Source organism: Ferdinandcohnia sp. FSL W7-1320 (genome assembly GCF_038050315.1).
In the GTDB taxonomy this organism is placed as follows: domain Bacteria; phylum Bacillota; class Bacilli; order Bacillales; family Bacillaceae_L; genus Ferdinandcohnia; species Ferdinandcohnia aciditolerans.
In genome coordinates, this window is sequence record NZ_JBBPAM010000001.1 from 1461421 (window position 1) to 1486285 (window position 24865).

Annotated in this window: 19 protein-coding genes; 14 read left to right on the forward strand and 5 right to left on the reverse strand. The window is 37.7% G+C overall.

Annotated elements, in window-relative coordinates:
- Positions 1-5 precede the first annotated feature (5 nt).
- The gene (locus NST91_RS07420) at positions 6-2939 is read right to left on the reverse strand and encodes a transglycosylase domain-containing protein (protein WP_341330622.1); all 2934 of its coding nucleotides are present in this window, start codon (positions 2937-2939) and stop codon (positions 6-8) included.
- 150 nt (positions 2940-3089) lie between these two features.
- Here NST91_RS07420 and tyrS point away from each other — a divergent pair, with 150 nt between their 5' ends.
- Positions 3090-4349, forward strand: a complete 1260-nt coding sequence (gene tyrS, locus NST91_RS07425) for a tyrosine--tRNA ligase (protein ID WP_341330623.1) — start codon at positions 3090-3092, stop codon at positions 4347-4349.
- An 88-nt stretch (positions 4350-4437) separates the two neighbouring features.
- Here tyrS and rpsD read toward each other — a convergent pair whose 3' ends face one another.
- The gene (rpsD, locus tag NST91_RS07430) at positions 4438-5040 is read right to left on the reverse strand and encodes a 30S ribosomal protein S4 (RefSeq protein ID WP_121447398.1); all 603 of its coding nucleotides are present in this window, start codon (positions 5038-5040) and stop codon (positions 4438-4440) included.
- A 408-nt stretch (positions 5041-5448) separates the two neighbouring features.
- Between rpsD and NST91_RS07435 the strand changes: the two genes are divergently transcribed.
- The gene (locus tag NST91_RS07435) at positions 5449-6870 is read left to right on the forward strand and encodes a sensor domain-containing diguanylate cyclase (RefSeq protein WP_341330624.1); all 1422 of its coding nucleotides are present in this window, start codon (positions 5449-5451) and stop codon (positions 6868-6870) included.
- A 1649-nt stretch (positions 6871-8519) separates the two neighbouring features.
- Positions 8520-9698 carry a methionine gamma-lyase gene (gene megL, locus NST91_RS07440; protein WP_341330625.1) on the forward strand — a complete coding sequence of 393 codons (1179 nt, stop codon included), beginning with the start codon at positions 8520-8522 and terminating at the stop codon, positions 9696-9698.
- Between the two features lie 211 nt (positions 9699-9909).
- Here megL and msrC read toward each other — a convergent pair whose 3' ends face one another.
- Positions 9910-10389, reverse strand: coding sequence for a free L-methionine (R)-S-oxide reductase MsrC (msrC, locus tag NST91_RS07445; protein ID WP_341330626.1), 480 nt, complete (start codon positions 10387-10389; stop codon positions 9910-9912).
- 143 nt (positions 10390-10532) lie between these two features.
- Here msrC and refZ point away from each other — a divergent pair, with 143 nt between their 5' ends.
- A complete protein-coding gene (gene refZ / locus NST91_RS07450; protein WP_341330627.1) occupies positions 10533-11186 on the forward strand; it encodes a forespore capture DNA-binding protein RefZ in 654 nt (217 codons plus the stop codon).
- Here refZ and hisJ read toward each other — a convergent pair.
- On the reverse strand, positions 11176-11997 hold the full coding sequence (hisJ, locus tag NST91_RS07455; protein ID WP_341330628.1) for a histidinol-phosphatase HisJ: 822 nt from the start codon (positions 11995-11997) through the stop codon (positions 11176-11178). The genes refZ and hisJ overlap by 11 nt on opposite strands.
- A 187-nt stretch (positions 11998-12184) precedes the next feature.
- Between hisJ and ezrA the strand changes: the two genes are divergently transcribed.
- From ezrA to NST91_RS07485, 6 genes are all read left to right on the forward strand, one after another.
- Complete coding sequence (gene ezrA, locus NST91_RS07460) at positions 12185-13879, forward strand: septation ring formation regulator EzrA (protein ID WP_341330629.1); 1695 nt, start codon at positions 12185-12187, stop codon at positions 13877-13879.
- Between the two features lie 92 nt (positions 13880-13971).
- On the forward strand, positions 13972-15129 hold the full coding sequence (locus tag NST91_RS07465) for a cysteine desulfurase family protein (protein ID WP_341330630.1): 1158 nt from the start codon (positions 13972-13974) through the stop codon (positions 15127-15129).
- Positions 15119-16318, forward strand: a complete 1200-nt coding sequence (gene thiI, locus NST91_RS07470) for a tRNA uracil 4-sulfurtransferase ThiI (RefSeq protein WP_341330631.1) — start codon at positions 15119-15121, stop codon at positions 16316-16318. Before NST91_RS07465 ends, thiI begins: the two co-directional genes overlap by 11 nt.
- 98 nt (positions 16319-16416) lie before the next feature.
- The gene (locus NST91_RS07475) at positions 16417-16620 is read left to right on the forward strand and encodes a small, acid-soluble spore protein, alpha/beta type (protein ID WP_121447407.1); all 204 of its coding nucleotides are present in this window, start codon (positions 16417-16419) and stop codon (positions 16618-16620) included.
- A gap of 169 nt (positions 16621-16789) precedes the next feature.
- Positions 16790-18370, forward strand: a complete 1581-nt coding sequence (gene mbcS, locus NST91_RS07480; RefSeq protein ID WP_341330632.1) for an acyl-CoA synthetase MbcS — start codon at positions 16790-16792, stop codon at positions 18368-18370.
- Positions 18371-18461: 91 nt separating this feature from the next.
- Positions 18462-20051, forward strand: a complete 1590-nt coding sequence (locus NST91_RS07485; RefSeq protein WP_341330633.1) for an amidohydrolase — start codon at positions 18462-18464, stop codon at positions 20049-20051.
- 46 nt (positions 20052-20097) lie between these two features.
- Here the strand turns inward: NST91_RS07485 and NST91_RS07490 are convergent, their stop codons facing one another.
- Entirely contained in the window at positions 20098-20895 is a 798-nt protein-coding gene (locus NST91_RS07490; protein WP_341330634.1) for an NAD kinase, read from the reverse strand.
- A gap of 152 nt (positions 20896-21047) precedes the next feature.
- On the opposite strand from NST91_RS07490, the gene sppA reads away from it, so the two are divergent.
- From sppA to ytfJ, 4 genes are all read left to right on the forward strand, one after another.
- The gene (sppA, locus tag NST91_RS07495) at positions 21048-22058 is read left to right on the forward strand and encodes a signal peptide peptidase SppA (protein WP_121447411.1); all 1011 of its coding nucleotides are present in this window, start codon (positions 21048-21050) and stop codon (positions 22056-22058) included.
- A gap of 18 nt (positions 22059-22076) precedes the next feature.
- Positions 22077-22568, forward strand: coding sequence for an RDD family protein (locus tag NST91_RS07500; RefSeq protein ID WP_341333505.1), 492 nt, complete (start codon positions 22077-22079; stop codon positions 22566-22568).
- A 121-nt stretch (positions 22569-22689) separates the two neighbouring features.
- The gene (locus NST91_RS07505) at positions 22690-23388 is read left to right on the forward strand and encodes a DUF2953 domain-containing protein (RefSeq protein ID WP_341330635.1); all 699 of its coding nucleotides are present in this window, start codon (positions 22690-22692) and stop codon (positions 23386-23388) included.
- 20 nt (positions 23389-23408) lie between these two features.
- Positions 23409-23885 (forward strand): GerW family sporulation protein, encoded by a 477-nt coding sequence (gene ytfJ, locus NST91_RS07510; protein WP_341330636.1) that lies wholly within the window; start codon positions 23409-23411, stop codon positions 23883-23885.
- Positions 23886-24865: the final 980 nt, after the last annotated feature.

Below are 24865 nucleotides of genomic sequence, written 5' to 3' on the forward strand. Positions count from 1 at the left end.
ATTGATTAATTTCCACCGTTTTCTTTATCTTTTTCTTTACCCTTAGCGTTACCTTTGCCATTCTTTTCATTCTCATTATTGGTACCGTTATCCCCATCAGCAGGAGGGTCTGACGGAGGTGGGGTAACCACTTCCGGCTCTGGTTTGTAGTCGCCATTTTTGATTAAGACTGAATTTGCGAGTGGCGTTTCTTTACCAGTGACATCAACAGCAGTAACATAATAGGCAGCAACGGCGTTTCCAACTTTAAATTGTAAATTCTTTGTAGCAGGAACACTTCCGATTTTCTTGAAGTCTGCTGTGAAATTTCCTGCAGAATAGATTCGATATCCTATGACATCATTGTGATCATGCTTTGCCCATTTCAATGTACCTGAAGAAATCGAGGCACCTTTTACTTGGGACGGAACTGAACCATTATCTTTAAGTTCAGTAGATTCTGTAACAACAAGGTTCTTCCAACGATCGTTCTTAGGAAGCAGTTGTGAAATGGCCGCAGAATCTTTTAAACCATGCTCCGATAAAAACTCTTTCTTGATCATGATTCCTTCTTGTACAAATTCCTTTGGTGCACTTGATGGTACACGATAAGCTTTGCCATCTACTTCAATATACTTACCTTTTACAAGGTTATCATCGACCTTTGTCGGAACAAATTTTGCATTATATATGTCAGATTGTACTAGACCAGCTTCACGACATAAATCTGAAGGAAGTAATCCAGAAAGTCCACAATAAGAGCGACTTACAATTCCTCCAGGCATTTTAAAGTTCTCTTTTGGTTTAACAAGCTCTGGTTTTACATCATATACTGCATTCATTTGTTGTGCCCACAGAAGAATATTTCTTCTTGAATTATAAAGTCCCTTATAGTTCAGTGCCACTGGTTTTGGTGTATCATAGCCAATCCACGTACCAAAGGTTACATTCGGGTTGGTTGCTACAAACCAAATATCCCACCAGTCGTTGGTTGTACCCGTTTTACCAGCCCAATCCGCATTAAACTTAAGGTAGCCATTCATAGATGCAGCTGTACCACCGCTAATAACATCACGCATCATATCGATTGTTAGATAAGCAGTTTGTGGAGAGAAAACCTCAACAGGTTTCACTTCATGTTCGTATACAACTTCTCCGTCGTTCGTCTCAATTTTTTCAATCATATAGGCATCAATAAACTTACCTTCGTTAGCAAATGTTGCGAACGCATTTACATTCTCTTCAACTGAAACTCCATCCGTCATACCGCCAATTGCTAAAGATGGGGCGTGATAGTCTTTCTCATTTAAAGAAGTGAACCCCATTTTCTCTAGGAAAGTTATTGGGCGGTGATCAAATGCCTTTAAGTATGTCTTGATCGCCGGGATATTCTTAGAGACTTGTAAAGCTCGTCTAGCAGACATTAGACCATCAAAGTCATTTGTCCCACCCACGTTATATGGAGTATATTTTCCATACGAGAACTTTACATCGGCAATCACGCTACCAGGTTGTACGAGTCCAAGTTCCATTGCTGGTGCATAGTCCAAGAGAGGCTTCATAGTTGAACCATTTGAACGCTTCGCACCTAATGCGTGGTTGGTTTGTTCACGCTCGAAGTCACGGCCTCCCACAAAACTAATTATTTTTCCTGTTCTATTTTCAATTAATACAGAACCGAGCTCTTCTGGTTCTATTACTTGTACATCTTCATTCGTTTCTAAGTTTTTCTTTGTTTCTTTTCGATCTGGACCAAAATATTGAAATTTCTTTACTGCCTCTTGCATTGCATCATATACTTCTTTGTCAATAGTTGTATGGATTTTATATCCATTTTGACGAAGGTTTCTGTCTGCGATAACTTGGTAGTGTGATCGAAGTTCCTTATTTTCTTCAAGATCCTTTTCCTCGTATCCGTCATCCTTAGCCAATTTTTTCATCAAAATATCAGTGGCACGTTTTTCTACTTCAACTGTTAACCAAGGATATTTTTCAGTAGGCTCTGACTTAGGTGGGGCAAGGTTTGCACGAATATCATAGGTAAGTGCTTCGTCATATTGCTTCTGTGTAATAAAACCACCTGTAAGCATACGCTCTAAAACTGTTTTCATCCGGTTGATACCGGGCTCCAAGTTCTCTTTCACCTTTCCACCCTGGTTCAAAAACGGAGTATATACATATGGGTTTTGTGGTATACCAGCGATAAATGCTGCTTGTGGAAGGTTTAAATCTTTTGCATCTACTCCAAAAATTCCTTTGGCTGCTGTTTGAACTCCAGCAATATTTCGACCTGAAGAATTACGGCCATAAGGAATAATATTTAGATATGCTTCTAGAATTTCATCTTTATCAAAAAACTTTTCAAGTCGCAGTGCAATGAGAATTTCCTTAGCCTTCCGATCAAAGGAAACTTCATTTGATAAAATTTGATTCTTAATCAATTGCTGGGTCAGCGTACTTCCTCCAGTTTGGATAGGTGAATTAGTTACATCCTGTACGATTGCCCGGAGTATTGATTTTGGAACAACTCCATCGTGCTTATAGAAATATTGGTCTTCAGTAGCAATAACAGCATCTAAGACAAATGGTGAAATATCTTCGAGTGCTACTTCTTCACGTTGCAGGTCTGCCCTTAATTGACCAAGGTAGACCTCATTTGCAAAGTAGACCTCCGTGTTTTCTTCATAGTTATAAATATCTTTTTGCAGACTTTCATAGCTTCGGACAGGTTCGTCCTTAACCAGAGATGCAAAATATCCTGCACCAGCTCCACCGGCAAAGCCAAGTCCAAGCAGACCAATAATAAAGAAAATTAAAAATAAGTTCCATATAACCCCGTAAGTAACTCTTGCGCCTTTTCGGGCTTTGTTTCCGGTAACTGCTTGAATGACTTTATTTGATAGGACTCTTCGCCAAAAAGAGCTAATTTTTTCAAATATCTGTGATTTATTTAGATTCATAATCATCCCCCTAAAAATCCAAGTTTATTATAGCATATAGCGTAGGGTCATTAATATTATTTTATGAATTTCCATTATTTAATTTGACAATAATAGACAGAATGTGATAGAAAAACCTTATTATAAGGTTAAAAGGAGAATCGAAATTTAATGGATGTTATACAGGATTTGACTTATAGGGGATTGATAAATCAAGTAACAGATCAGGAAGGTCTACAGAATACATTAAAGAATGAAAAGATCAAATTGTATTGTGGATTCGATCCAACAGCTGATAGTTTACATATTGGCCACTTAGTAGGGGTTTTAACTTTGAGAAGATTCCAATTAGCTGGGCATCAACCCATTGCATTAGTTGGTGGAGCAACAGGCTTAATTGGTGACCCAAGTGGTAAAAAGGCTGAAAGAACATTAAATCCGAAAGAGGTCGTCGTGGAGTTTAGTAATAGTATTAGAAATCAACTTTCACGCTTTTTGGATTTTGAAGCAAAAGAAAACCCAGCTCAAATTGCAAATAATTATGATTGGATTGGAAGTTTAGACTTAATTACTTTCTTGCGTGACATAGGAAAAAGCTTTGGTCTTAATTACATGCTTGCTAAGGACTCTGTGCAATCTCGTCTCGATGCTGGTATTTCATTTACTGAGTTTAGTTATATGATTTTACAATCCTATGACTTCTTAAAACTTTATGAAGATGTAGGCTGCCGACTTCAAATTGGTGGAAGTGACCAATGGGGAAATATCACAGCAGGACTTGAATTAATTCGAAAAACAGTAGAGGATGCAAAAGCATTTGGTCTAACTATACCTCTCGTGACAAAAGCCGATGGAACTAAGTTTGGAAAAACAGAAGGTGGTACAATCTGGTTAGATAAAGATAAAACGTCACCATACGAGTTTTATCAATTTTGGATCAATACAGATGACCGTGATGTTGTCCGCTATTTAAAATATTTTACGTTCCTATCAAAAGCAGAAATTGAGAGTCTTGAAGCAGAAATTCAAAATGCACCTGAAAAGCGATTGGCACAAAAGACATTGGCTGAAGAAGTAACGAAATTGGTTCATGGTGAAGCTGCTCTAGAGCAAGCTGTGAAAATTTCAACAGCATTATTTAGCGGTTCTATCAGTGAATTAAGTGCAGAGGAAATTAAGCAAGGCTTTAAGGATGTTCCTTCATATGAGTACAATGGGGATCCAGTGGTCGGGTTAGTTGATTTATTAGTAATGAGCAAAATTTCCCCATCTAAGCGTCGGGCGCGTGAGGATATTGGAAATGGGGCTATTTATGTCAATGGTGAGAGAATCCAAGAAGTAGATGCGGTCTTGACTTCACAAAATCGAATTGAAAGTCAATTCACCGTCATCCGTCGTGGCAAGAAAAAATATTTCTTAATTAAATACTAAAATGATAAGGTGCTCCCAAGGAGCACCTTATTGATTTTATCTATGCAAAAAAAAGAGGAAAGGGATAACCCTTTCCTCTTTAGGAAGATTAACGTGAGTAGAACTCAACGATGAATGCTTCGTTAATTTCTGCTGGTAATTCAGAACGCTCTGGTAAACGAGTATATGTTCCTTCTAGCTTATCAGCATCAAAAGTTAAATATTCTGGTACGAAAGTAGTAGCTTCGATAGCTTCTTTAATTGCAACAAGGTTACGTGATTTTTCACGAACTGCAATTGTTTGACCAGGTTTTACACGGTAAGATGGAATATCAACGCGGCCACCATCTACAAGAATATGACCATGGTTAACTAATTGGCGAGCTGCACGACGAGTACGAGCAAGACCAAGACGGTAAACTAGGTTATCTAAACGTGATTCAAGAAGAATCATGAAGTTTTCACCAAGGATCCCTTGCATTTTGCTTGCATTGTTGAATGTGTTACGGAATTGACGTTCGTTCACACCATACATATGACGAAGCTTTTGCTTTTCTTGTAATTGTAAACCATATTCAGAAAGCTTCTTGCGTTGGTTAGGACCATGTTGTCCAGGAGCGTAAGGACGCTTTTCTAATTCTTTACCAGTACCACTTAATGAGATGCCAAGACGACGGGATAATTTCCAGCTTGGACCAGTATAACGAGCCATGAATGACTCCTCCTTCAATGTTTTTATTTTGTTGTAAAATAAAAACAGATGTGCTAGATGCTTTTGACTATTTTGTTTTCATGTATCTTCGCTCTAGCAGCCAAGAGTTACGTGATACACCATCTATGAGCTAATAGCCCACGCAGAGGAACAAAATAGAACAAAAACCTAATCACATACGCTGCAATATTTTACACAACGATCATTATATGATTTTTAGTAAAGGAAGTCAAGTTATCATGAAAATATACATAAAACGGCAAGATCTTTGTCTTTTTATGAAGTAAATTAGATTATTAATATGAAGATGTAATAAATTTGGTTTTTTTACGATATAATAAAACATTTTTCGTGCATTTTCTATTATAATGAAAATAGTAAGTACTTATGTTAGATGGGTGATTAATCATGAAGTTTCCAAATGAAGAATTGAGATATGAGCAACTTTTTAGAGTAACCTCTAAGTTTCACTCAACCATGGATATAGATGCTGTGCTCGAAGAGGTTATGAATACATTACAAGATGTATACCCATCGTTTGCATTTACCCTATTTCTTGCACATGATAATAAACGACATAATGTTATTCCTATTAAAGATATACAAGAATATGAAAATGGTGAACATTCGCTTGTTATGCAAGCGTTTGTAAACGGTACCTTGCAACATGAAAATTCAATTACTGATAAAAAATCGGTCATTTATGCCCCTTTAAAAGGAAGACAGGGTGTTTATGGAGTCTTGCAAATCAATGCCCATTACGGATTGGTATTTCCTAAATCAGAAATCCAGTTTATTGAACTGTTAGCAAATACAGCTGGACATGCATTCGAAAATGCACAACTCTACCAACAGTCGAAACAATTAATTGCTGATCTACAATTAATTAATGAAACTTCACATAAGCTAAATTCTAATTTGAGATTAACAGATACAATGACATTCATGACATCTCAAATCAAAGCTTCCTTCGGCGCAAATGAAGTAGGCTTCTTATTACAATCAAATGGACAAATAGAGGTACTTCCAGGAAGTACTACTTTTTTTGAAGAAGGACATGGCGAGCAATATATTTTATGCTGCCTTGATCGAATATTAACAGAAAAAGAAACTCTATTCATAGGAGATTTACAGGTGGATCCGGCATTTGGCAATTCCGTCTATCGTTCTATGATGTCAGTTCCAATTGTACAACGCAGTGAAATTTTAGGTGTTGCCATTGTTTTACATGAACTACCTTATTTCTTTTCTTTTGATAAGTTTAAACTCCTGCAATCCTTGATTTATCATTCATCATTGGCTTTTACAAATTCAATCCTTAGGGAAGAACTCGAAAAATTGGTTATCACCGATTATTTAACCAAACTTTATTCCCGTAATTACTTAGAGGATTGTGTACACAAATCATTGGAAACAGATGCTTTTGGAACATTTATACTAATTGACATTGATGATTTCAAAGGTATTAATGATACTTATGGTCATCAGGTTGGGGACGAAGCAATTATACAAATAGCTAATCTTATTAAAGAAAATATCCGTGACAATGATATTGGAGCAAGATGGGGTGGAGAAGAACTCGCAATTTACCTGCCTAGAGTGGATTTAGCTTCAGGGATTGCTGTAGCAGAAAGGCTCGGAAAAAGAGTGGAACAAAATTCAAATCCCAAAATCACAATTTCATGTGGGGTGGCTACCTGGCATAAAGAATTCAGAGAAACATTCCAAAGTTTATTCCATCGTGCAGACAATGCACTGTATGCAGCTAAACAATCAGGGAAAAATCAAGTTATTGCTAGTGAAAATAAAGTCATTGAAGGGCATCTATGAAGGTATCGGGTTCGAATTCAGGGTATGAAATAGTAAATCCCTATACATTTTTAGCGTGAATTCATATACGAATTCACGCTTTATTTTTATTGATAAACCGTGTCCCAAGATACTTAAACTTCAGACATACCTTGTCTGAATTTGTCCTTCCGAGTCCGAAGTTACCTAGACTTCGGACACCCCTGGTCTGAACCTGGCATGTCGAGTCCGAAGATCTCTAAACTTCGGACACACTGGGCATGAATCTGGCATGGCGTGTCCGAAGATCTCTAAACTTCGGACACACTCGCGCTGAATCTGCCTTCTCGAGTCCGAAGTTGTGCTATCTTCAGACAATGATTAGCTAAATCTGCTTAGTCGAGTCCAAAGATCTCTAGACTTCAGACATACCTGGTCTGAATTTGCCCTCCCGAGTCCGAAGATACTTAAACTTCGGCCACACCGTGCATGAATCTGGCATGCCGAGTCCGAAGATCTCTAAACTTCGGCCACACTGGGCATGAATCTGCCTTCCCGAGTCCGAAGATCTCTAGACTTCAGACATACCTGGTCTGAATTTGCCCTCCCGAGTCCGAAGATACTTAAACTTCGGCCACACCGTGCATGAATCTGGCATGTCGAGTCCGAAGATCTCTAGACTTCGGACACACCGTGCATGAACCTGGCATGTCGAGTCCGAAGATCTCTAAACTTCAGACATACCTGGTCTGAATTTGCCTTCCCGAGTCCGAAGATACCTAGACTTCGGACACCCCTGGTCTGAACCTGGCATGTCGAGTCCGAAGATCTCTAAACTTCAGACATACCTGGTCTGAATTTGCCCTCCCGAGTCCGAAGATCCCTAAACTTCGGCCACACTGGGCATGAATCTGGCATGCCGAGTCCGAAGATCTCTAGACTTCAGACACCCCTGGTCTGAATTTGCCCTCCCGAGTCCGAAGATACTTAAACTTCGGCCACACCGTGCATGAATCTGGCATGCCGAGTCCGAAGATCTCTAGACTTCAGACACCCCTGGTCTGAACCTGGCATGGCGTGTCCGAAGATCTCTAAACTTCGGACACACTCGCGCTGAATCTGCCTTCCCGAGTCCGAAGATCTCTAAACTTCGGACACACTGGGCATGAATCTGGCATGTCGAGTCCGAAGATCTCTAAACTTCGGCCACACCGGGCATGAATCTGGCATGCCGTGTCCGAAGATCTTTAGACTTCGGACATGTCTGTGCTGAATCTGCGTCCCCGAGTCCGAAAATCTCTAGACTTCGGACATGTCTGTGCTGAATCTGCGTCCCCGAGTCCGAAGATCTCCAAACTTCAGACACACCGTGCATGAATCTGGCATGTCGAGTCCGAAGATCTCTAAACTTCGGACACCCCCGGGCTGAATCAGCACTCCCGTGTCCATAATGATTTTAATTGTTATTCGACACTAGAAATCATACGCGTTTTGCTATGGTAATTGTTCTATTTACAGCTCAAAATAGCCCCCATCTATAAATGGATGTCCTTTTTGGTAGGAACAGCGCTTTAATTCGCTATATTATAAAACCTAGTAAACCTCTATGAAAATAGAAAACGCTTTCAATACAACCCTTCTTGTCATATGCTAATGGTATAATCAAAAGTTTTAAGGGGGATAAGGGGAGCATGAGCAAGGAAAGTAAATACTTTGACACTTTAGCGATACATGGTGGCGGACCAACTTCTCCAAATGGGAGTTTAACACCACCACTTTACCAAACATCAACTTTTACATTTGAAACAGCTGAACAAGGAGAAGCTCGTTTTGCTGGTGCGGATGAAGGATATATATATTCAAGATTAGGGAACCCAACAGTTAAAATTTTAGAAGAAAGAATCGCTCTCTTAGAGGGAGGGGAAGCAGGGCTTTCATTTGGATCGGGGATGGCGGCTGTTTCGGCTGTGTTATTTGCATTAACAAAGTCTGGTGATCATATCCTCTGTTCACAGGGACTGTATGGGTGTACCTTTGGTCTCCTAAAGATGATGAACGAGAAGTACAATATTGAACATGATTACAGTGATATGGATGATGAAGAGGAAATTCTATCAAAAATTACTCCACAAACGAAACTAATCTACATTGAGACACCAATTAATCCAACTATGAAACTCATTGATTTACAAAAGGTTGTTAAGATTGCGAAACAGCTTAATATCCCAGTTGTCGTGGACAATACTTTTAGTTCACCTTATTTGCAGCAACCCATTAAATTGGGCTGTGATATTGTGGTACACAGTGCTACAAAGTATATTGGAGGACATGGAGATGTTATCGCAGGACTTGTCGTTGGCAAAAAAGAATTTATTCAACAGGTGGCAATGACAACGAAAAAGGATATTGGTGGTATTATGTCACCATTTGATGCATGGCTTTTACTTCGTGGGCTAAAAACACTGCCGGTAAGGATGGACCGCCACTGTGATAATACAGAAAAAATCGCATTCTTACTCAAAGAACATAAAAATGTGGAGCAAATTTTTTATCCTGGTGATATAGAAAGTCCAGCTTACGAGATTATGAAAAAACAAATGAGTAAGCCAGGTGGACTTATATCTTTTACAATTAAAGGCACAAAGAAAGATGCACAAAACGTTCTAAATCGACTGAAGTTAATCAAAATTGCTGTGAGTCTAGGTGATACAGAGACTCTCATACAGCATCCAGCAACAATGACACATTCAGTTGTGCCAGAGGAATCCCGATTGAACATGGGCATTACGGATAATTTGATTCGACTTTCGGTAGGATTAGAAGCATGGGAAGATATTTGGGATGATTTAAATCAAGCGTTAAATGGATAAAGGAGAACCTAGTCGGGAGGTCAAGCGACTCATAAATACGGGCAAATCAAAAAGCCAGCGAGGACAAAAATCCTCACTGGCTAGTTTTATTTGTCTAGGTCCAGTTGCCATCGTCTCTCTAGTCTGTTCCGATCGTCTCGGAAGGTAAAAGGCACCTTCTGTCAGCGCTCATCTTATGCTTGTCGCCTAAAGCTTAGCACCTTGCACTTTTCTACAGATGTTCTTCTAAAACCTTCACAAATTCTTCAAGGCATTGTTGGTCTACTTCATCAAAACGCTCTTTGATTGGACTGTCGATATCTAACACACCAAATACTTCACCATTTTTCATAATTGGAACAACAATTTCTGATTGGGAAGCACTATCACATGCAATATGACCAGGGAATAGATGAACATCTGCCACTCTTTCAGTCTTTCGATTTTGGGCTGCAGTGCCACAAACCCCACGTCCCATCTTAATTCTCACACATGCAGGTAGGCCTTGGAATGGTCCGAGAATAAGCTCATCTTCTTTCTTTACATAAAAGCCAACCCAATTGACATTATCTAAAAATTGGTTAAGTAATGCTGATGCATTTGCTAAATTTGCTATTTGGTCATGTTCGCCTTCAAGCAAAGCTTGCAACTGTTTTGTTACCAGTTTATAGTCTTCTGCTTTATTACCTTTGTATTGTTCGACATGAAACATTATGATTCCCCTCCATTTGAGTAATACCTACATAAATTATATTAAATGATAGCTTAAAGCGCGTGACTTGTCGATAAATTCTTAAAGGAATCCACCTTAGCATATCGAAATCTATACTATATTAAGGGTAAGGTGGGTTGGTTATGAAAAGTAAAACAATGAAACAAAAAGTTATTGAGTCGTCCGTATTCTTATTTAATACAAAAGGCTTTGATGGAACAACAGTACGTGAAATTGCGAAAAGAGCAAATTGTAATGTCGCCAATATCTCCTACTATTTTGGAAATAAGGAAGGTTTACTAGAACATTTAGTTTCTACTTACCTAGAGGGATATTTAACGATTGTCGAGCATGCCTATATTGAATTGGATAACAGAACGGCAAGAGAATGTTTATTGCTTGCGGTCAGAGGGATTATGGAATACCAAAAGGATAATCGTCACTTATCACGTTTTGTCCAAAGGGAAATTACATTTGATACCACTTTGATTCGTGAAATCATGACCACCTATATGGCAAAAGAAAAATATTATTTCCAAGCCATTTTTGAAACAGGTATTAAACAACAGGAATTTGCCCTAGTTCCAATCCCTTATGCCATCATGCAATTAAAGGGGATGTTATCTATGCCTTATCTACACCCTCAATATATGTCAGAAGTTTTACATTTAATGCCTTATGAGTTGTATGTTAGTGAACAATATTGTCATGAAATAGAGAAATGGGTAAACACGACTATTTGTAAACAACCTCAAACAGTAAAAAGCAAAATAACTCAGATTCCCGTTAATATCTAGTTGGTGACACTAACAAAGCATCTTTAATTAGATGTTCAAATCCTTGATTTAAATCCTTCCTGCTATGGGCATCGGAACCATAGACGAGAGGGATTTTTCGTTTTATTGCCTCTCTAATGATTTTTTCTGGTGGATAAACCTCTCGACAAAGTGGTTTATTAATACCAGCACCATTATAATCCAAGGCTAATCCAAGATCCGCAATTTGGTCGAGTATCGAGTGAATTTTGTCATCGAATTGCTTGGATACCGGGAATTTTTTTTGAAACTTATGAACAAGTGTAATATGGCCAATCCTTTTTGGCTTAAATTGACCTAGGTCTGCCGTTATAGAACGCGCCAATGTATTATAATAAGCTTCATAGACCGCCTCAACTGAGGAAAAGTCACTGATCATAGTCGCAAACATGTCAGGACTATAATCGAGGCAATAATACTGATCTTGTTTTTTTAAAAAATGAACAGAGAGAATGCTATCATTCAAATATCGACCATACTCGTTCAAAAAAGTCCTTGTGTCCTCTTCATATCCCTCAATATAGTCGACCTCTAATCCAATATTGATTTTAATATCTGATGCAAACTTTTTTTGAAGCTCGGTTAATACAGAAAAATAGATTTCTAGCTGATTTTCGTCCATTCCACTGTCCTGTTGAGGTGTGGGATCGTTAAATCGTGACGGAAGTGGTGCATGTTCTGTGAACGAAATTTCATCAAACCCTAACTGTAGAGCACGGGCAATGTAATCCTCAAACGCGTCCTTTGTACCATGCGGGCAAAAGGGTGTATGGATATGACCATCTGCTTTCATCGACAAATCCCTCATTTTTATATAAATTTTGTAAAAAATTTTAAAAGTTTTAGTCAAAAATTGTCGTTTACATGGTATCATAAATACAATAAAAAAACATTTGATTTGATATTACATATAAAAGTTAAAAACTAATATACATAAATGTCTAGAACGAGATTGATTGTGGGAGCAAGGAGGCCAAATTATGGAAATCATAATCGGCATAATCGTAGTAGCAAGTGCAGTAACTATTTTTGGGTTTTATTCGAGAAAAAAGATATATAAAGATGTTGATAGGCTTGAAGCCTGGAAGATAGATATGATGAATCGGCCAGTCACCGATGAAATAGCTAAAGTAAAAGAGCTTAATATGACAGGTCAAACTGAAGAACTATTTGAACGTTGGAGAAAGCAATGGGATGAAATTGTCACTGTTGCTCTTCCAGATGTTGAGGAATTATTATTTGATGCTGAAGACTTAGCTGATAAATATCGTTTTGGGAAAGCAAAACGGGTACTTGCCCAAATTGAGGCAATCTTAAAAGATGCTGAAAGCAATATCGCCATTATTTTAGACGAGCTTAAGGATTTAGTTGGCAGTGAGGAAAAAAATCGTGTTGAGGTTGATGAATTAAACCAACAGTATCGGGAACTTAAAAAGAATTTACTTGCGCATAGACATACTTTTGGACATGCTGAAAAACAGCTTGAAATGAATCTAGAAGATGTTTATGGGAAATTTAAAGAATTTGAAGAAGCAACGACGAATGGAAATTACTTTGAGGCAAGAGAAATTGTTCTCCTGATTAAGGATGCGCTATCCGTAACGAAGCAACAAATGGATGATATCCCTCACTTATTACATGAATGCCAAAGTACAATTCCAAATCAGTTAAATGAACTTTCTGAAGGTTATAGCCAAATGGAACAGGAGGGCTATTCTCTAAAGCACCACCAAATTGAGAAAGAAATTGAAAGAATGCGAGAGCAATTATCCCAACATATTTCTCTTATCGAAGAGCTAAAGCTTGAAGATGTGAAGAAGGGAATTGAAGAAGCAAGAGAGTCGCTCGATACAATCTATGATTTACTGGAAGCTGAAGTAAAAGCAAATCAGTTTGTGAAAAAAGAAGTTGAGAAAATCGAACAAGATTTAGAGGACTTAATTGAAGGCAGTAAAAGCACAGAAGAAGAAACTACCTTTGTTCAACAAAGCTATCATTTATATGAAAAAGATATAGAACAACACCGGAATATCGTAAAACAAATTAAACAACTGGTGAAGCAATATGTATCTGTTCAATCAAAGCTTGAAGCGGAGCAAATTGCCTATTCTCTAATCAAGACGGAGTTAGAAGAGGTGTACGGTAGGATACAGGATGTAAAGGAAGAGCACTTACAATTTTCAGAAATGCTGAAAACACTTCGTAAGGATGAACTTCATGCAAGAGAACAAATTTCGGAAATGAAGAAGCAACTTACAGATGCGAAACGACTTATCTCAAAAAGTAATATCCCTGGTCTTCCAGTAAAATATGCTGAACTCGTTTCGGAAGCAAGATTGTCTCTTACACAAGTAATGAATAGTCTCGAAGAAAAACCACTTAATATGAATACGGTCAATCAAACATTACAAAATGCGTCTGATTTAGTTTCACAGACATATAAGCAAGCAGAAGAAATGATTGAGCAAGTATATCTTGCAGAAAAGGTCATCCAATATGGAAACCGATATCGAAGCAGGGATCAAAAAGTTGCAGTTAGTTTACTTGAAGCTGAGAAATCTTTTAGAAATTATGAATATGCACTTGCATTAGAACAAGCTGCAACAGCAATTGAAGATGTAGATCCTGGAGCGTTGAAAAAAATTGAAGTTTTACTTGAAGATGATTCTAAGTAAAGGGCCTCAAATTGGGGTCCTTTTCCTTTTTTTATTTTATAAATGTATGTTATCATTTTGTTTGCAAAATATCGCATAGTAGGGGTAATAAGATGATTTATTTAGATAATAGTGCAACAACAAAACCTTTTGATGATGTAATTGATTCCTATATAAAAGTTGCAAAAAATTATTTTGGCAATCCCTCTTCCTTACATGGAATAGGTGGACAAGCTGAAAAGCTATTAAGTCAATCCCGGAACCAGATTGCTTCCCTTTTACAGGTAAAGCCGCAGGAAATTATTTTTACATCTGGAGGGTCTGAAGGGAATAATTTTGCGATTAAAGGAATTGCATTACAATACAGTAATCGAGGCAAACATATTATTACAACATCAATAGAGCATCCTTCGATAACTGAGGCATGTAAGCAATTACTAGAACTTGGGTTTGAAATCACCTATCTTCCAGTAGACGAAAAGGGTGTTGTTTCGATTGAAGATTTAAGAAATTCAATTCGTGAAGATACGATCTTAGTTTCTATCATTCATGTAAATAATGAAGTAGGGACCATTCAACCAATAGAAGAAATTGGAAAACTTCTAGAAAATTACCCGAAGATTATTTATCACGTTGATCATGTACAAGGAGTAGGTAAAACCCATCTAGATTTTAATAAGGCAAAACTTGATTTATGTACGATTTCGGGACATAAGTTTAATGGGCTTAAAGGAACAGGGGTTTTATTCGTCCGTCAAGGTGTTAGAATTAAGGCTCTAATCGGTGGCGGTGACCAAGAAATGCAAAAAAGGGCGGGAACTGAAAATGTTGCAGGTTTTGTAGCCCTTGCTAAAGCATTAAGGTTGACCATAGAGAATAGAGATGGAAATATTAAACATCTAACTCGACTAAAAGAAACTATTATAGATCAATTATCAAGGTTGAATGGTATTACAATACACACACCTGAGGCTAGCAGTGCCCCACATATCATCAATTTCTCGGTTAACGGTTTAAAGCCTGAAGTATTTGTTCATTTATTAGAAGAGAAGGAGATTTACGTTTCAACAACCTCCGCATGCTCATCCAAAAATAATGAACCCAGTAAAACATTGCTTGCGATGGGAGTACATGAAGCCCTTGCTAATAGTTCAATACGAATCAGCCTGTCGCATCAAAACAAACTGGATGAGATTCCGATTTTAATAAATGCTATTGAAAATGCAATAAAGAAATTACAACATGTAATGGGGGAACAAAATGGAATATGATCACATTTTAATACGATTTGGCGAAATTACTACAAAAGGTCGAAATCGTAATCATTTCATTAATAAACTTTTAAATAATATAAAAAGGAAGCTTACTGATTACAAAGGTATCACATTTGAAAAAACAAGAGATCGAATTTATATAAAGTTAAATGGAGAACCCCATGAAGGAATTGTGGAAGTTCTCAAAAATATTATTGGAATTCAATCCTTTAGTCTTGCTTTAAAGGTTGAAAGTGAAATCGAAAAAATAAAAGATGGTGTCTTAGCTGCCATTAAACAACTAGATCATCAAGGAAAGACCTTTAAAATATCTGCACGACGATCAGATAAAAGCTTTGAACTTGATTCCAATCAATTAAATTATGAATTAGGAAGTCATATTTTAAAGAATACCGAGGAAATCTACGTAAATGTGCACACTCCTGATATCAATATCCGTGTTGAAGTACGAAAGGAAGCCACTTATATTACCTTTAAAGATGAAAAAGGTGTAGGAGGACTTCCAGTTGGTTCAAGCGGGAAAGCGATGCTTATGCTGTCGGGTGGTCTTGATAGCCCTGTTGCCGGTTATTTATCCATGAAGAGGGGATTAACAATTGAGGCTGTACATTTTCACAGTCCCCCATATACAAGCGACCGTGCACGCCAAAAGGTGATTGACCTTGCACAGCAGCTTACAGAATTTTCGGGAACGGTTAAATTGCACATCGTCCCTTTCACTGACATTCAGATAACGATACAAAGACAAATTCCTGAAAACTATACGCTAATTTCAACTAGACGTATGATGCTACGAATCACAGATGAAATAAGAAGAAGACGTAATGCACTTGCGATTGTAACTGGTGAAAGCCTTGGTCAGGTGGCAAGTCAGACATTAGAGAGTATGCATGTCATCAACAACGTAACCAGTACACCAATTATTCGTCCACTTGTTACTGTAGATAAATTTGATATTATTGATATGGCTAAGAAAATCAATACACATGATATCTCAATTCGTCCATTTGAAGATTGTTGTACTATTTTTACACCTTCAGCTCCCAAAACAAGACCAAAGCTGGAAAATGTAACTCATTATGAAAGCTACACTGATTTTGAGAGCTTGATTGAAAAAGCCGTTAATGAAACGGAAATCATTACTTTAGATGGATCTAAGAAAGAAGAGATAGAAGACTTATTCTAATAGAAAATCATTCTATTGTTGTGAACATTTACCAGTAGTTTACATGTATTGTGCCATGTGATTTTACACATTATATACTCACAAGGAGGTGAAGTCACATGGCAAACAACAACAACAGCAACCAACTATTAGTAGCTGGTGCACAACAAGCAATTGACCAAATGAAATATGAAATCGCTTCTGAATTTGGTGTAAACCTTGGTGCTGATACAACTTCTCGTGCTAACGGGTCTGTTGGTGGAGAAATCACTAAGCGTTTAGTATCTTTCGCTCAACAACAAATGGGCGGAGGTAATTTCTAAAAACAAAAAAATAGATGGCTACAAGGACGGGTTCATTCCCGTCCTTTTTTGTATTTTGAAAAAATTGAAATCAGATATTATAACCAGGTCACAATTTTTTCACAAAACCCCTCCAAATTGTTTGGAATTTTTTATATAATTAGAAGATAAAGATTGAGGAGGAATGATTGTGAAAAGAGAAGATTTACTTGCACCCTTACGGTATAACCTTGTTCAGGAAATTGAAAAATATGCAAAAGATCCTAAAAAAATTGCGTTGAAATGGGAAGATGAGCAGGGAAGCAAAAAGGAAATTACATACGTTGACCTCTTCAAGAATGTAAATAAAATTGGGAATACATTTATCAACAATGGTCTAAACAAAGGGGATAAGGTATTAGTTATTATTCCGAGATTAGTGGAAGCATATATGGTTTATTTAGGGGCGTTAAAAGCTGGACTAGTTGTCATTCCTAGCTCAGAAATGCTTCGTACAAAAGATCTTCAATACCGAATCACTCATGGCGATGTAAAAGCCATTATTAGCTATCACCCTTATTGTGATCAATTTTCATCTATCGAAAGTATTGAGCAAATCCAGAAGTTTGCAGTTGGCGAAAAGGTGGCAGAGTGGGTTTCATTAGAAGAGGAAATGCAAAGTCAATCTGAAGAACTTGCAGCAGCAGAAACAAGCAAGGACGATATGGCGTTCCTTTCCTATACTTCCGGAACAACTGGTAATCCGAAAGGCGTTGTTCACACACATGGCTGGGCATATGCACATTTAAAAACAGCAGCTCCATACTGGTTAAGCATCAGTGAATCGGATACGGTATGGGCAACAGCGGGACCTGGCTGGCAAAAATGGATTTGGAGTCCATTTCTTTCAACTTTAGGTAGTGGCGCTACTGGATTCGTGTATAACGGGAAATTTGATCCAAATAAATATTTGCAATTGTTGGGTTCGTATAAGATTAATGTGTTATGTTGTACACCAACCGAATATCGACTTATGGCAAAGGTTGAGAATTTGTCTGATTACTCACTTCCAAATTTGCATAGTGCTGTATCAGCAGGAGAGCCGTTAAATCGTGAAGTAATTGACACATTTAGAAGAGAGTTTAATATCGAGGTACGCGATGGCTACGGACAAACCGAAAATACTCTTTTAGTAGGAGTACTAAAAGGAATGACAATAAAACCTGGATCGATGGGCAAGCCTACACCTGGTAATAATGTTGAAATTGTCGATGAGTTTGGTAAGCCTTGTGGTGTTGGTGAAGTTGGGGATATTGGCGTTCATGTGAACACACCTGCGCTTTTTAAAGAATATTACAAGGATCCTGAAAGAACATCATTGCAATTTAGAGGCGATTACTATATTACAGGTGACAAAGCGAAAAAAGATGAAGATGGCTATTTCTGGTTTGAGGGACGTGCCGATGATATTATTATTAGTTCAGGATACACAATTGGGCCATTTGAGGTAGAAGATGCACTCGTAAAACATCCTTCTGTAAAAGAGTGTGCGGTTGTAGCAAGTCCAGATGAAATTCGAGGTAATATTGTAAAAGCATTTGTTGTATTACGTGAAGGTATTACTTCTAATGAGGAACTCATCAAAAACCTACAAGAACATGTAAAGCAATTGACAGCACCATATAAATATCCTAGAAAAATTGAATTTGTTAGTGACTTACCAAAAACAACTTCAGGAAAAATCAGAAGAATTGAGCTTAGACAGGCTGAATCTGAAAAAGCAAAAGCTTAATCCTAAAATACAAAAAAGCAGCTAGTATTTTTACTATCTGCTTTTTGCATGTTAAAGTAAGCTTAAATTAGTAGGGATAGTAGGTGTGAAAATGGGAACTCTTTGGACAGGCGGAAGAATATACACAATGGAAGGTAAACACGCCGCGGTAGAAGCTGTCTTTGTGGAAGACGGCATCATTGTTGATACAGGATTATTATGTGATTTAGAAAAACGATATAAAAATAGAATTTCAAGAGTAACCGATTTAAAAGGGAACACGATGTTTCCAGGTTTTGTTGATAGCCACATGCATCTTATTGGCCACGGGGAAAAGTTAATGAAACTGGATTTTTCGGAGATGACATCTTCCCAGGAAATTGCGACTTCCATACAAACTTTTGTAAAAGATAGGCCTGAAGGTGAATGGATTATTGGAGAAGGATGGAACGAAAATCAGCTTCCTGACAGAAAGATATTTCATCGCAAGGAGTTAGATGAACTCTCCCCCCATAATCCACTCATGTTAAAAAGAATTTGCCGGCATGCAATTGTCGTGAATACAAAGGCACTAGAATTAGCTGGCATCACGGAACATACCCCGAACCCTGAGGGTGGCATTATTGTACGAGATACAGATGGACATGCTACAGGTTATTTATTGGATCAGGCTCAGGAACTCGTAAAAAATGTAATTCCGCAGGTAACGGAAGACTACATTCAAAGTGCACTTCGTTTATCCATTAAGGATTGTCTAAGCAAAGGTCTAATTGGAGGACATACAGAGGATTTAAATTACTACGGGGGATTTGAGCGAACATATAGAGGATTTCTAAAAGTAATCAAAGATGAAGGAATCAAATTTAGAACAAATCTTTTAGTGCATCATGAAGCTGTTAATGACATGCATGGTTTAGGATATTCATATGGAGATGGGGATAATCTTGTAGAGCTTGGTGCAATGAAAATTTTTGCAGATGGTTCACTTGGTGGTAGAACGGCCTTATTAAGTCATCCTTATAATGATTCACCAGAGACGTCTGGTGTAGCAATCCACTCATTAGATAACCTCAAAAAACTTGTTCAAAAAGCAAGGAGTTTTAAGATGCCTGTTGCTATCCATGCGATTGGTGACCTCGCTTTTGAATATGTCTTGGATGCAATAGAAGAATTACCGCCATTACCAAATCATCGTGATCGTTTGATTCACGCGCAAATATTACGTAAAGAACTAATCGACCGTGCGAAACAACTACCACTTATTCTTGATATACAGCCAAGGTTTGTTGTCTCAGATTTTCCATGGGTAATTGAAAGAATTGGCGAAATGAATATGGAATATTGCTATGCATGGAAGACATTGATACAGGAAGGCTTACATTGTGCAGGTGGATCAGATGCTCCAATTGAACCGATTGACCCCATTCTCGGTATTCATGCTGCTGTTACTAGAAAGAAGCCGGGTGAAGAAGATGTATATATGCCTGAGCAAAAACTCTCCGTTTATGATGCTGTACAGTTATTTACTACAGGAAGTGCATATGCAGTTGGAAAAGAAGAGTGTATGGGTAAGATTGCACCCGGATTTAAGGCTGACTTTACAATACTCGATCAAGATATCTTACATATAAATGAAGATGATATTTTGGATACAAATGTGAAGATGACGGTTGTAGATGATACAATCATGTTTGAAAAATAATGAAAAGACCAAGCATTGACTTGGTCTTAAAACTTTGATTCCTTTTTTATAAAAAGGTGCGCTTTACCTTTTCCCAGAATGAATTATCCTTTAATTTTACTGTTTTAATTCTTTTTTCACTCAACTTAATGTCGATTTGCTTTACATTCCGGATGCTGAGTGCTTCATTATCCATACCGATTGAAGGAAAGTCATTTCCATCCTGGACATCACGTAAAGTTAATTTTCTCGCGCCATTTAAAATAAACGGAGAACCTAATGTTCGATACTGGTTATTATTTAAGGATGCCAGTTCAGTGACCTGCATACAAGGAAGAAGTGGGTCGACAACTGCACCTCTAACTGATTTATTATACGCGGTGCTGCCGGTTGGAGTAGAGATAATCATTCCATCGCCACGGAATGTCTCAAAATGCAAATCATCAATATACACATCCAACACAAAGGTTTTAATGATTCCGGAACGAATGGAGCATTCATTTAAACAATAAAAAGATGGATTATCATCAACTTTCACTTCAAGAATTGGATAACGGCGAACTTCAATTTTTTCATTTAACATCGCTTCAACCATTTTATCTGTTTCGTCTGCATGGAAATCACAATAGAGGTTTAAAGCTCCAGTTGTTGAAACTCCAACATATAGACAGTCTTGACGGAAATTAGTCTTGCGAACTGCCTGAAGGAAAGTTCCATCTCCTCCAATACTAACAATGACATTTGCTTTTTTAGCATCATCTACAATTGTAAATTGATGCTCCTTTGCAATCTGATTCAATTTCTCTACATATTCAATAATTTTATCTTCTTTCCGATAAAAGAAGTAGACGTTACGACGATCCATGTAATTACCTCCCAGTGTTTTTCAAATGATGGCAATAAAAGTACATATGTATCTATTTTAGTTTAACAATAAAATGAAACCATTTTGGATTTGATTCGTATTTATTTTTGAACAATTCGTGAATAGTATCCATAAATCTAGGAGGAAAAGAAATGAATGGGAAACGATGGGCAGCTTTAGGGATTGCTGCAGTCATATTTGTATTTTCGATCTTTTTTAATTTTGCAACTAACTTAGCCTCGAAAAATTTTAGTAATTTTTCAGATGAGATTTTGGGGGCATCCAATGAAGAATTTCTCGAAAATGTTGTAATCGAAGGAAAGGGAATGAATAAGATTCTCGTTCTATCTGTTAATGGAGTGATTCAAGACACAGGTGATGTCACTTCTTTTTTCCAATCAGCTGGTTACCAGCATCAATCATTTCTAAAAATGATTGAAAAAGCTGAAGAGGATAAAACTGTAAAGGGTATTATTCTAAAGGTTAATTCACCAGGTGGTGGTGTTGTTGAAAGTGCGGAAATACATAAAAAGTTAACGGATCTAAAAGAAGCTACAGATAAACCAATTTATGTATCGATGGGCGCTATGGCTGCTTCTGGCGGTTATTACATCTCTGCTCCAGCTGATAAAATATTTGCTACACCTGATACAATGACCGGCTCTTTAGGAGTTATAATGCAAGGCGTTAATTTTAGTGAACTTGCTGAAAAATATGGTGTAAAATTTGAAACAATCAAAAGTGGTCCATACAAGGATATCATGTCTTCATACCGTGACATGACGGACGAAGAGAGACAAATCATGCAAACGATGGTCGATAATGCGTATCAAGGGTTTGTAGATGTAATTGCAGATGGACGTAATATGTCGGAGTCGGAAGTTCGTAAAATTGCAGACGGACGCATTTATGATGGCAGACAAGCAAAGGAAAATCATTTAATCGATGAATTAGGATACTTTGAGGATACGGTTGAAGCAATGAAGAAGGACTATGATCTTGGGGACATTAATGTTGTTGAGTACACAGCTAATTTTGGCTTTGGATCTCTATTCTCTATGAGTGCAAAAAAAATCTTTAGTGATGACATCGAAATGGCAACCATGGTTCATTTACTATCACAGCCAAATTCACCTAGAATGATGTATTTGTATGCGGAATAGGGGGGAACCAAATTGAATATGGATCTTACACACGAAGGCGTACAGGGAGATAATTATCTTCGCGATCATACATCCCGTCCAATTACCAATGCCACAACTCGCTATGCGGGCTATTGGATGCGTTTTTGGGCATACTTATTAGATCTTGTTGTAATTGGAAGTATAAACCGTATCCTTATATATCCAATATTTAGAGCTTTAGACATTCCATTATCTGATAGTGATATGTTTAGTGCTGCAGCAATTGCAACGGCAGTTGTTTTTTATCTGTATTTTGTGCTGATGACAAAGTTTTTTAGTCAAACACTTGGAAAAATGGTGTTTGGTATAAAGGTTGTAACCCTCGAGGAACAACCGCTTACTTGGATGACAGTAATTTTTAGGGAGTTCATAGGTCGATATATCTCAAAGCTTTTCTTTATAGGCTATTTAATTGTTGCTTTTCTTCCTAAAAAGCAAGGAATTCATGATTTACTTTCAGAGACAACTGTTATACATGCATCAAAGTAAGGGTAGGGTGTCCAACATGGACACTCTTATTTTTTTATAAACACATTACCATAGACCCCCTTTTTATGTATTTTTCACCATCTAGTAGGTGATAACTATACATTGAAAGGGAGTGCGTGTCATGAAGTGGCTCTTATTCGTTGTATTATTTCTAGTCCTACTACTACTGCTAATAATGATTTCGAGGCTAAAAATCTATATAGAAGCAAATCACTTAAGGGACGATGACCATATTAAAATAAGATTCAGCATTTGGTTTGGGCTGATTAGATATACGATTAATGTTCCTATGGTTGCTGTCGATAAGGAATCCCCGAGCATTGTTTTTAAAAAGGAACAGAAAGCAAGCGTATCGACTGGTGCTAATAAGAAAAAAGAAAAATTTTCGGTTAAAAATTTGTTAGCAGACTATCATGACTCTAAATTAATTTTAAGTAGGGTTGTTGATATGATTCCAATTGTTAGAAGCTTTTTAAAGAAAATATCGGTGACAAAATTTGAATGGCATTCCCATATAGGTGTTGGTGATGCTGCTCATACAGGGGTACTTACTGGGCTTGGTTGGTCTATTAAAGGAACGATTGTGGGTTTGATTAGTCACCATCTCAATCTCAAAACTCATCCTGATTATTCGATTACACCTTCATTCCAGTTTGTTGTTTCTGAAACAAGTCTAAGATGCATGTTTCATTTCCGTATCGGGCATGCTATGGTGGCAGGAATCAGAGTGATTAAAAGGTGGCGAGGAGGAATACCTAAATTTCATTCCTCAACCCTCTCAAAGCTCAGCGAAACCGATTCGGATAAAAAATCAGTTTAGAATGTCAGGAGGAATTTAATATGTCTGATCATCCAATACAGGGTTTAATGAAAACCGCAATGGAAAACTTAAAGCAGATGATTGATGTAAATACAATTATTGGTGACCCTGTTGAAACACCTGATGGGAGCGTGATTTTAACGGTCTCAAAGGTTGGCTTTGGATTTGCTGCAGGAGGTAGTGAGTTCAAAGGACAAGGTGAGGGTGGAAAAGATAGCGGTGGTGGAGGTGGAGGTGGAGACCAACAGCAACAACAACAACAGGGATCCAAACTCCCATTCGGTGGAGGAAGTGGTGGTGGAGTTTCAATTACACCAATCGCTTTTTTAATTGTTAGTGCAAACGGTGTGAAAATGCTTCATCTTGATGAAAGCACTCATTTATATGAAAAACTTCTTGAACTAGCACCACAGGCAGTTGATAAAATCCAACAAATGTTAAAAAAGAATAACCAAGACCAACAAAATCAAGACAAAAAATCTGATTTTGACATATAAGAACTTTGCGAGTTAACTGGACACACAGTTAACTCCTTTTTTGTGGTGATTTAACAAGAGTATGGCTGCGATGAAGGACTTTACATTGGGTTCGTCGATACGAGTGGTCCTTCATCCTACATATGAAGAGGATTCCGTTCAAGAATCATCCGGCATATCCCCTTCATTCAGCTTATGAAGAGGATTCAGCCCAAGAATCATCCTAAATTTCCTCTTCATTTAGTTTATGAAGAGGATTCAGCCTAAGAATCAGTCAGCATATCCTCGTCATTCAGTTTATGAAGAGGATTCAACTCAAGAATCATCCGGCATCCCCCCTTCATCGTGCTCATGAAGAGGATTCCGTCCAAAAGTCATCCTGCATATCCCCTTCATTCAGCTTATGAAGAGGATTCAATTCAATAATCATCCTACATATCCTCTTCATCCGCCTTATGAAGAGGATTCAACTCAAGAATCATCCGGCATATCCCCTTCATTCAGCTAATGAAGAGGATTCAACTCAAGAATCATCCGGCATATCCCCTTCATTCAGCTTATGAAGAGGATTCCGTCCAAAAATCATCCTGCATATCCCCTTCATCGTGCTCATGAAGAGGATTCCGTCCAAAAGTCATCCTGCATATCCCCTTCATTCAGCTTATGAAGAGGATTCAACTCAATAATCATCCTACATATCCTCTTCATCCGCCTTATGAAGAGGATTCCGTGCAAGAAACTGAATGCATTTCCTCTTCATTCAGCCTATGAAGAGGATTCTGCCCAAGATTCTGAACGCCTTTCCCTTCTCAGCCAAACTAATTAAGTGCGTATCAAACTTTTTCGCCTATCCTCAAATTCAGTCCCCAAAACTCTACTCTACTGAGCCCACCTACACTAAGAAAAAGGAACCTAATACCTCAAAACCTCTATACTCACTTCCTGCTAGAACCGATATAAAAAACTGACTAAACACAAGGATTTACTTAACAAATATAAAA

What these genes read in the sequence shown, in the direction of transcription:
- NST91_RS07420 (WP_341330622.1), bottom strand. Translation starts at nt 2,939, where the DNA reads ATGAATCTAAATAAATCACAGATATTTGAAAAAATTAGCTCTTTTTGG.
- tyrS (WP_341330623.1), top strand. Translation starts at nt 3,090, where the DNA reads ATGGATGTTATACAGGATTTGACTTATAGGGGATTGATAAATCAAGTA.
- rpsD (WP_121447398.1), bottom strand. Translation starts at nt 5,040, where the DNA reads ATGGCTCGTTATACTGGTCCAAGCTGGAAATTATCCCGTCGTCTTGGC.
- NST91_RS07435 (WP_341330624.1), top strand. Translation starts at nt 5,449, where the DNA reads ATGAAGTTTCCAAATGAAGAATTGAGATATGAGCAACTTTTTAGAGTA.
- megL (WP_341330625.1), top strand. Translation starts at nt 8,520, where the DNA reads ATGAGCAAGGAAAGTAAATACTTTGACACTTTAGCGATACATGGTGGC.
- msrC (WP_341330626.1), bottom strand. Translation starts at nt 10,389, where the DNA reads ATGTTTCATGTCGAACAATACAAAGGTAATAAAGCAGAAGACTATAAA.
- refZ (WP_341330627.1), top strand. Translation starts at nt 10,533, where the DNA reads ATGAAAAGTAAAACAATGAAACAAAAAGTTATTGAGTCGTCCGTATTC.
- hisJ (WP_341330628.1), bottom strand. Translation starts at nt 11,997, where the DNA reads ATGAAAGCAGATGGTCATATCCATACACCCTTTTGCCCGCATGGTACA.
- ezrA (WP_341330629.1), top strand. Translation starts at nt 12,185, where the DNA reads ATGGAAATCATAATCGGCATAATCGTAGTAGCAAGTGCAGTAACTATT.
- NST91_RS07465 (WP_341330630.1), top strand. Translation starts at nt 13,972, where the DNA reads ATGATTTATTTAGATAATAGTGCAACAACAAAACCTTTTGATGATGTA.
- thiI (WP_341330631.1), top strand. Translation starts at nt 15,119, where the DNA reads ATGGAATATGATCACATTTTAATACGATTTGGCGAAATTACTACAAAA.
- NST91_RS07475 (WP_121447407.1), top strand. Translation starts at nt 16,417, where the DNA reads ATGGCAAACAACAACAACAGCAACCAACTATTAGTAGCTGGTGCACAA.
- NST91_RS07485 (WP_341330633.1), top strand. Translation starts at nt 18,462, where the DNA reads ATGGGAACTCTTTGGACAGGCGGAAGAATATACACAATGGAAGGTAAA.
- NST91_RS07490 (WP_341330634.1), bottom strand. Translation starts at nt 20,895, where the DNA reads ATGGATCGTCGTAACGTCTACTTCTTTTATCGGAAAGAAGATAAAATT.
- sppA (WP_121447411.1), top strand. Translation starts at nt 21,048, where the DNA reads ATGAATGGGAAACGATGGGCAGCTTTAGGGATTGCTGCAGTCATATTT.
- NST91_RS07500 (WP_341333505.1), top strand. Translation starts at nt 22,077, where the DNA reads ATGGATCTTACACACGAAGGCGTACAGGGAGATAATTATCTTCGCGAT.
- NST91_RS07505 (WP_341330635.1), top strand. Translation starts at nt 22,690, where the DNA reads ATGAAGTGGCTCTTATTCGTTGTATTATTTCTAGTCCTACTACTACTG.
- ytfJ (WP_341330636.1), top strand. Translation starts at nt 23,409, where the DNA reads ATGTCTGATCATCCAATACAGGGTTTAATGAAAACCGCAATGGAAAAC.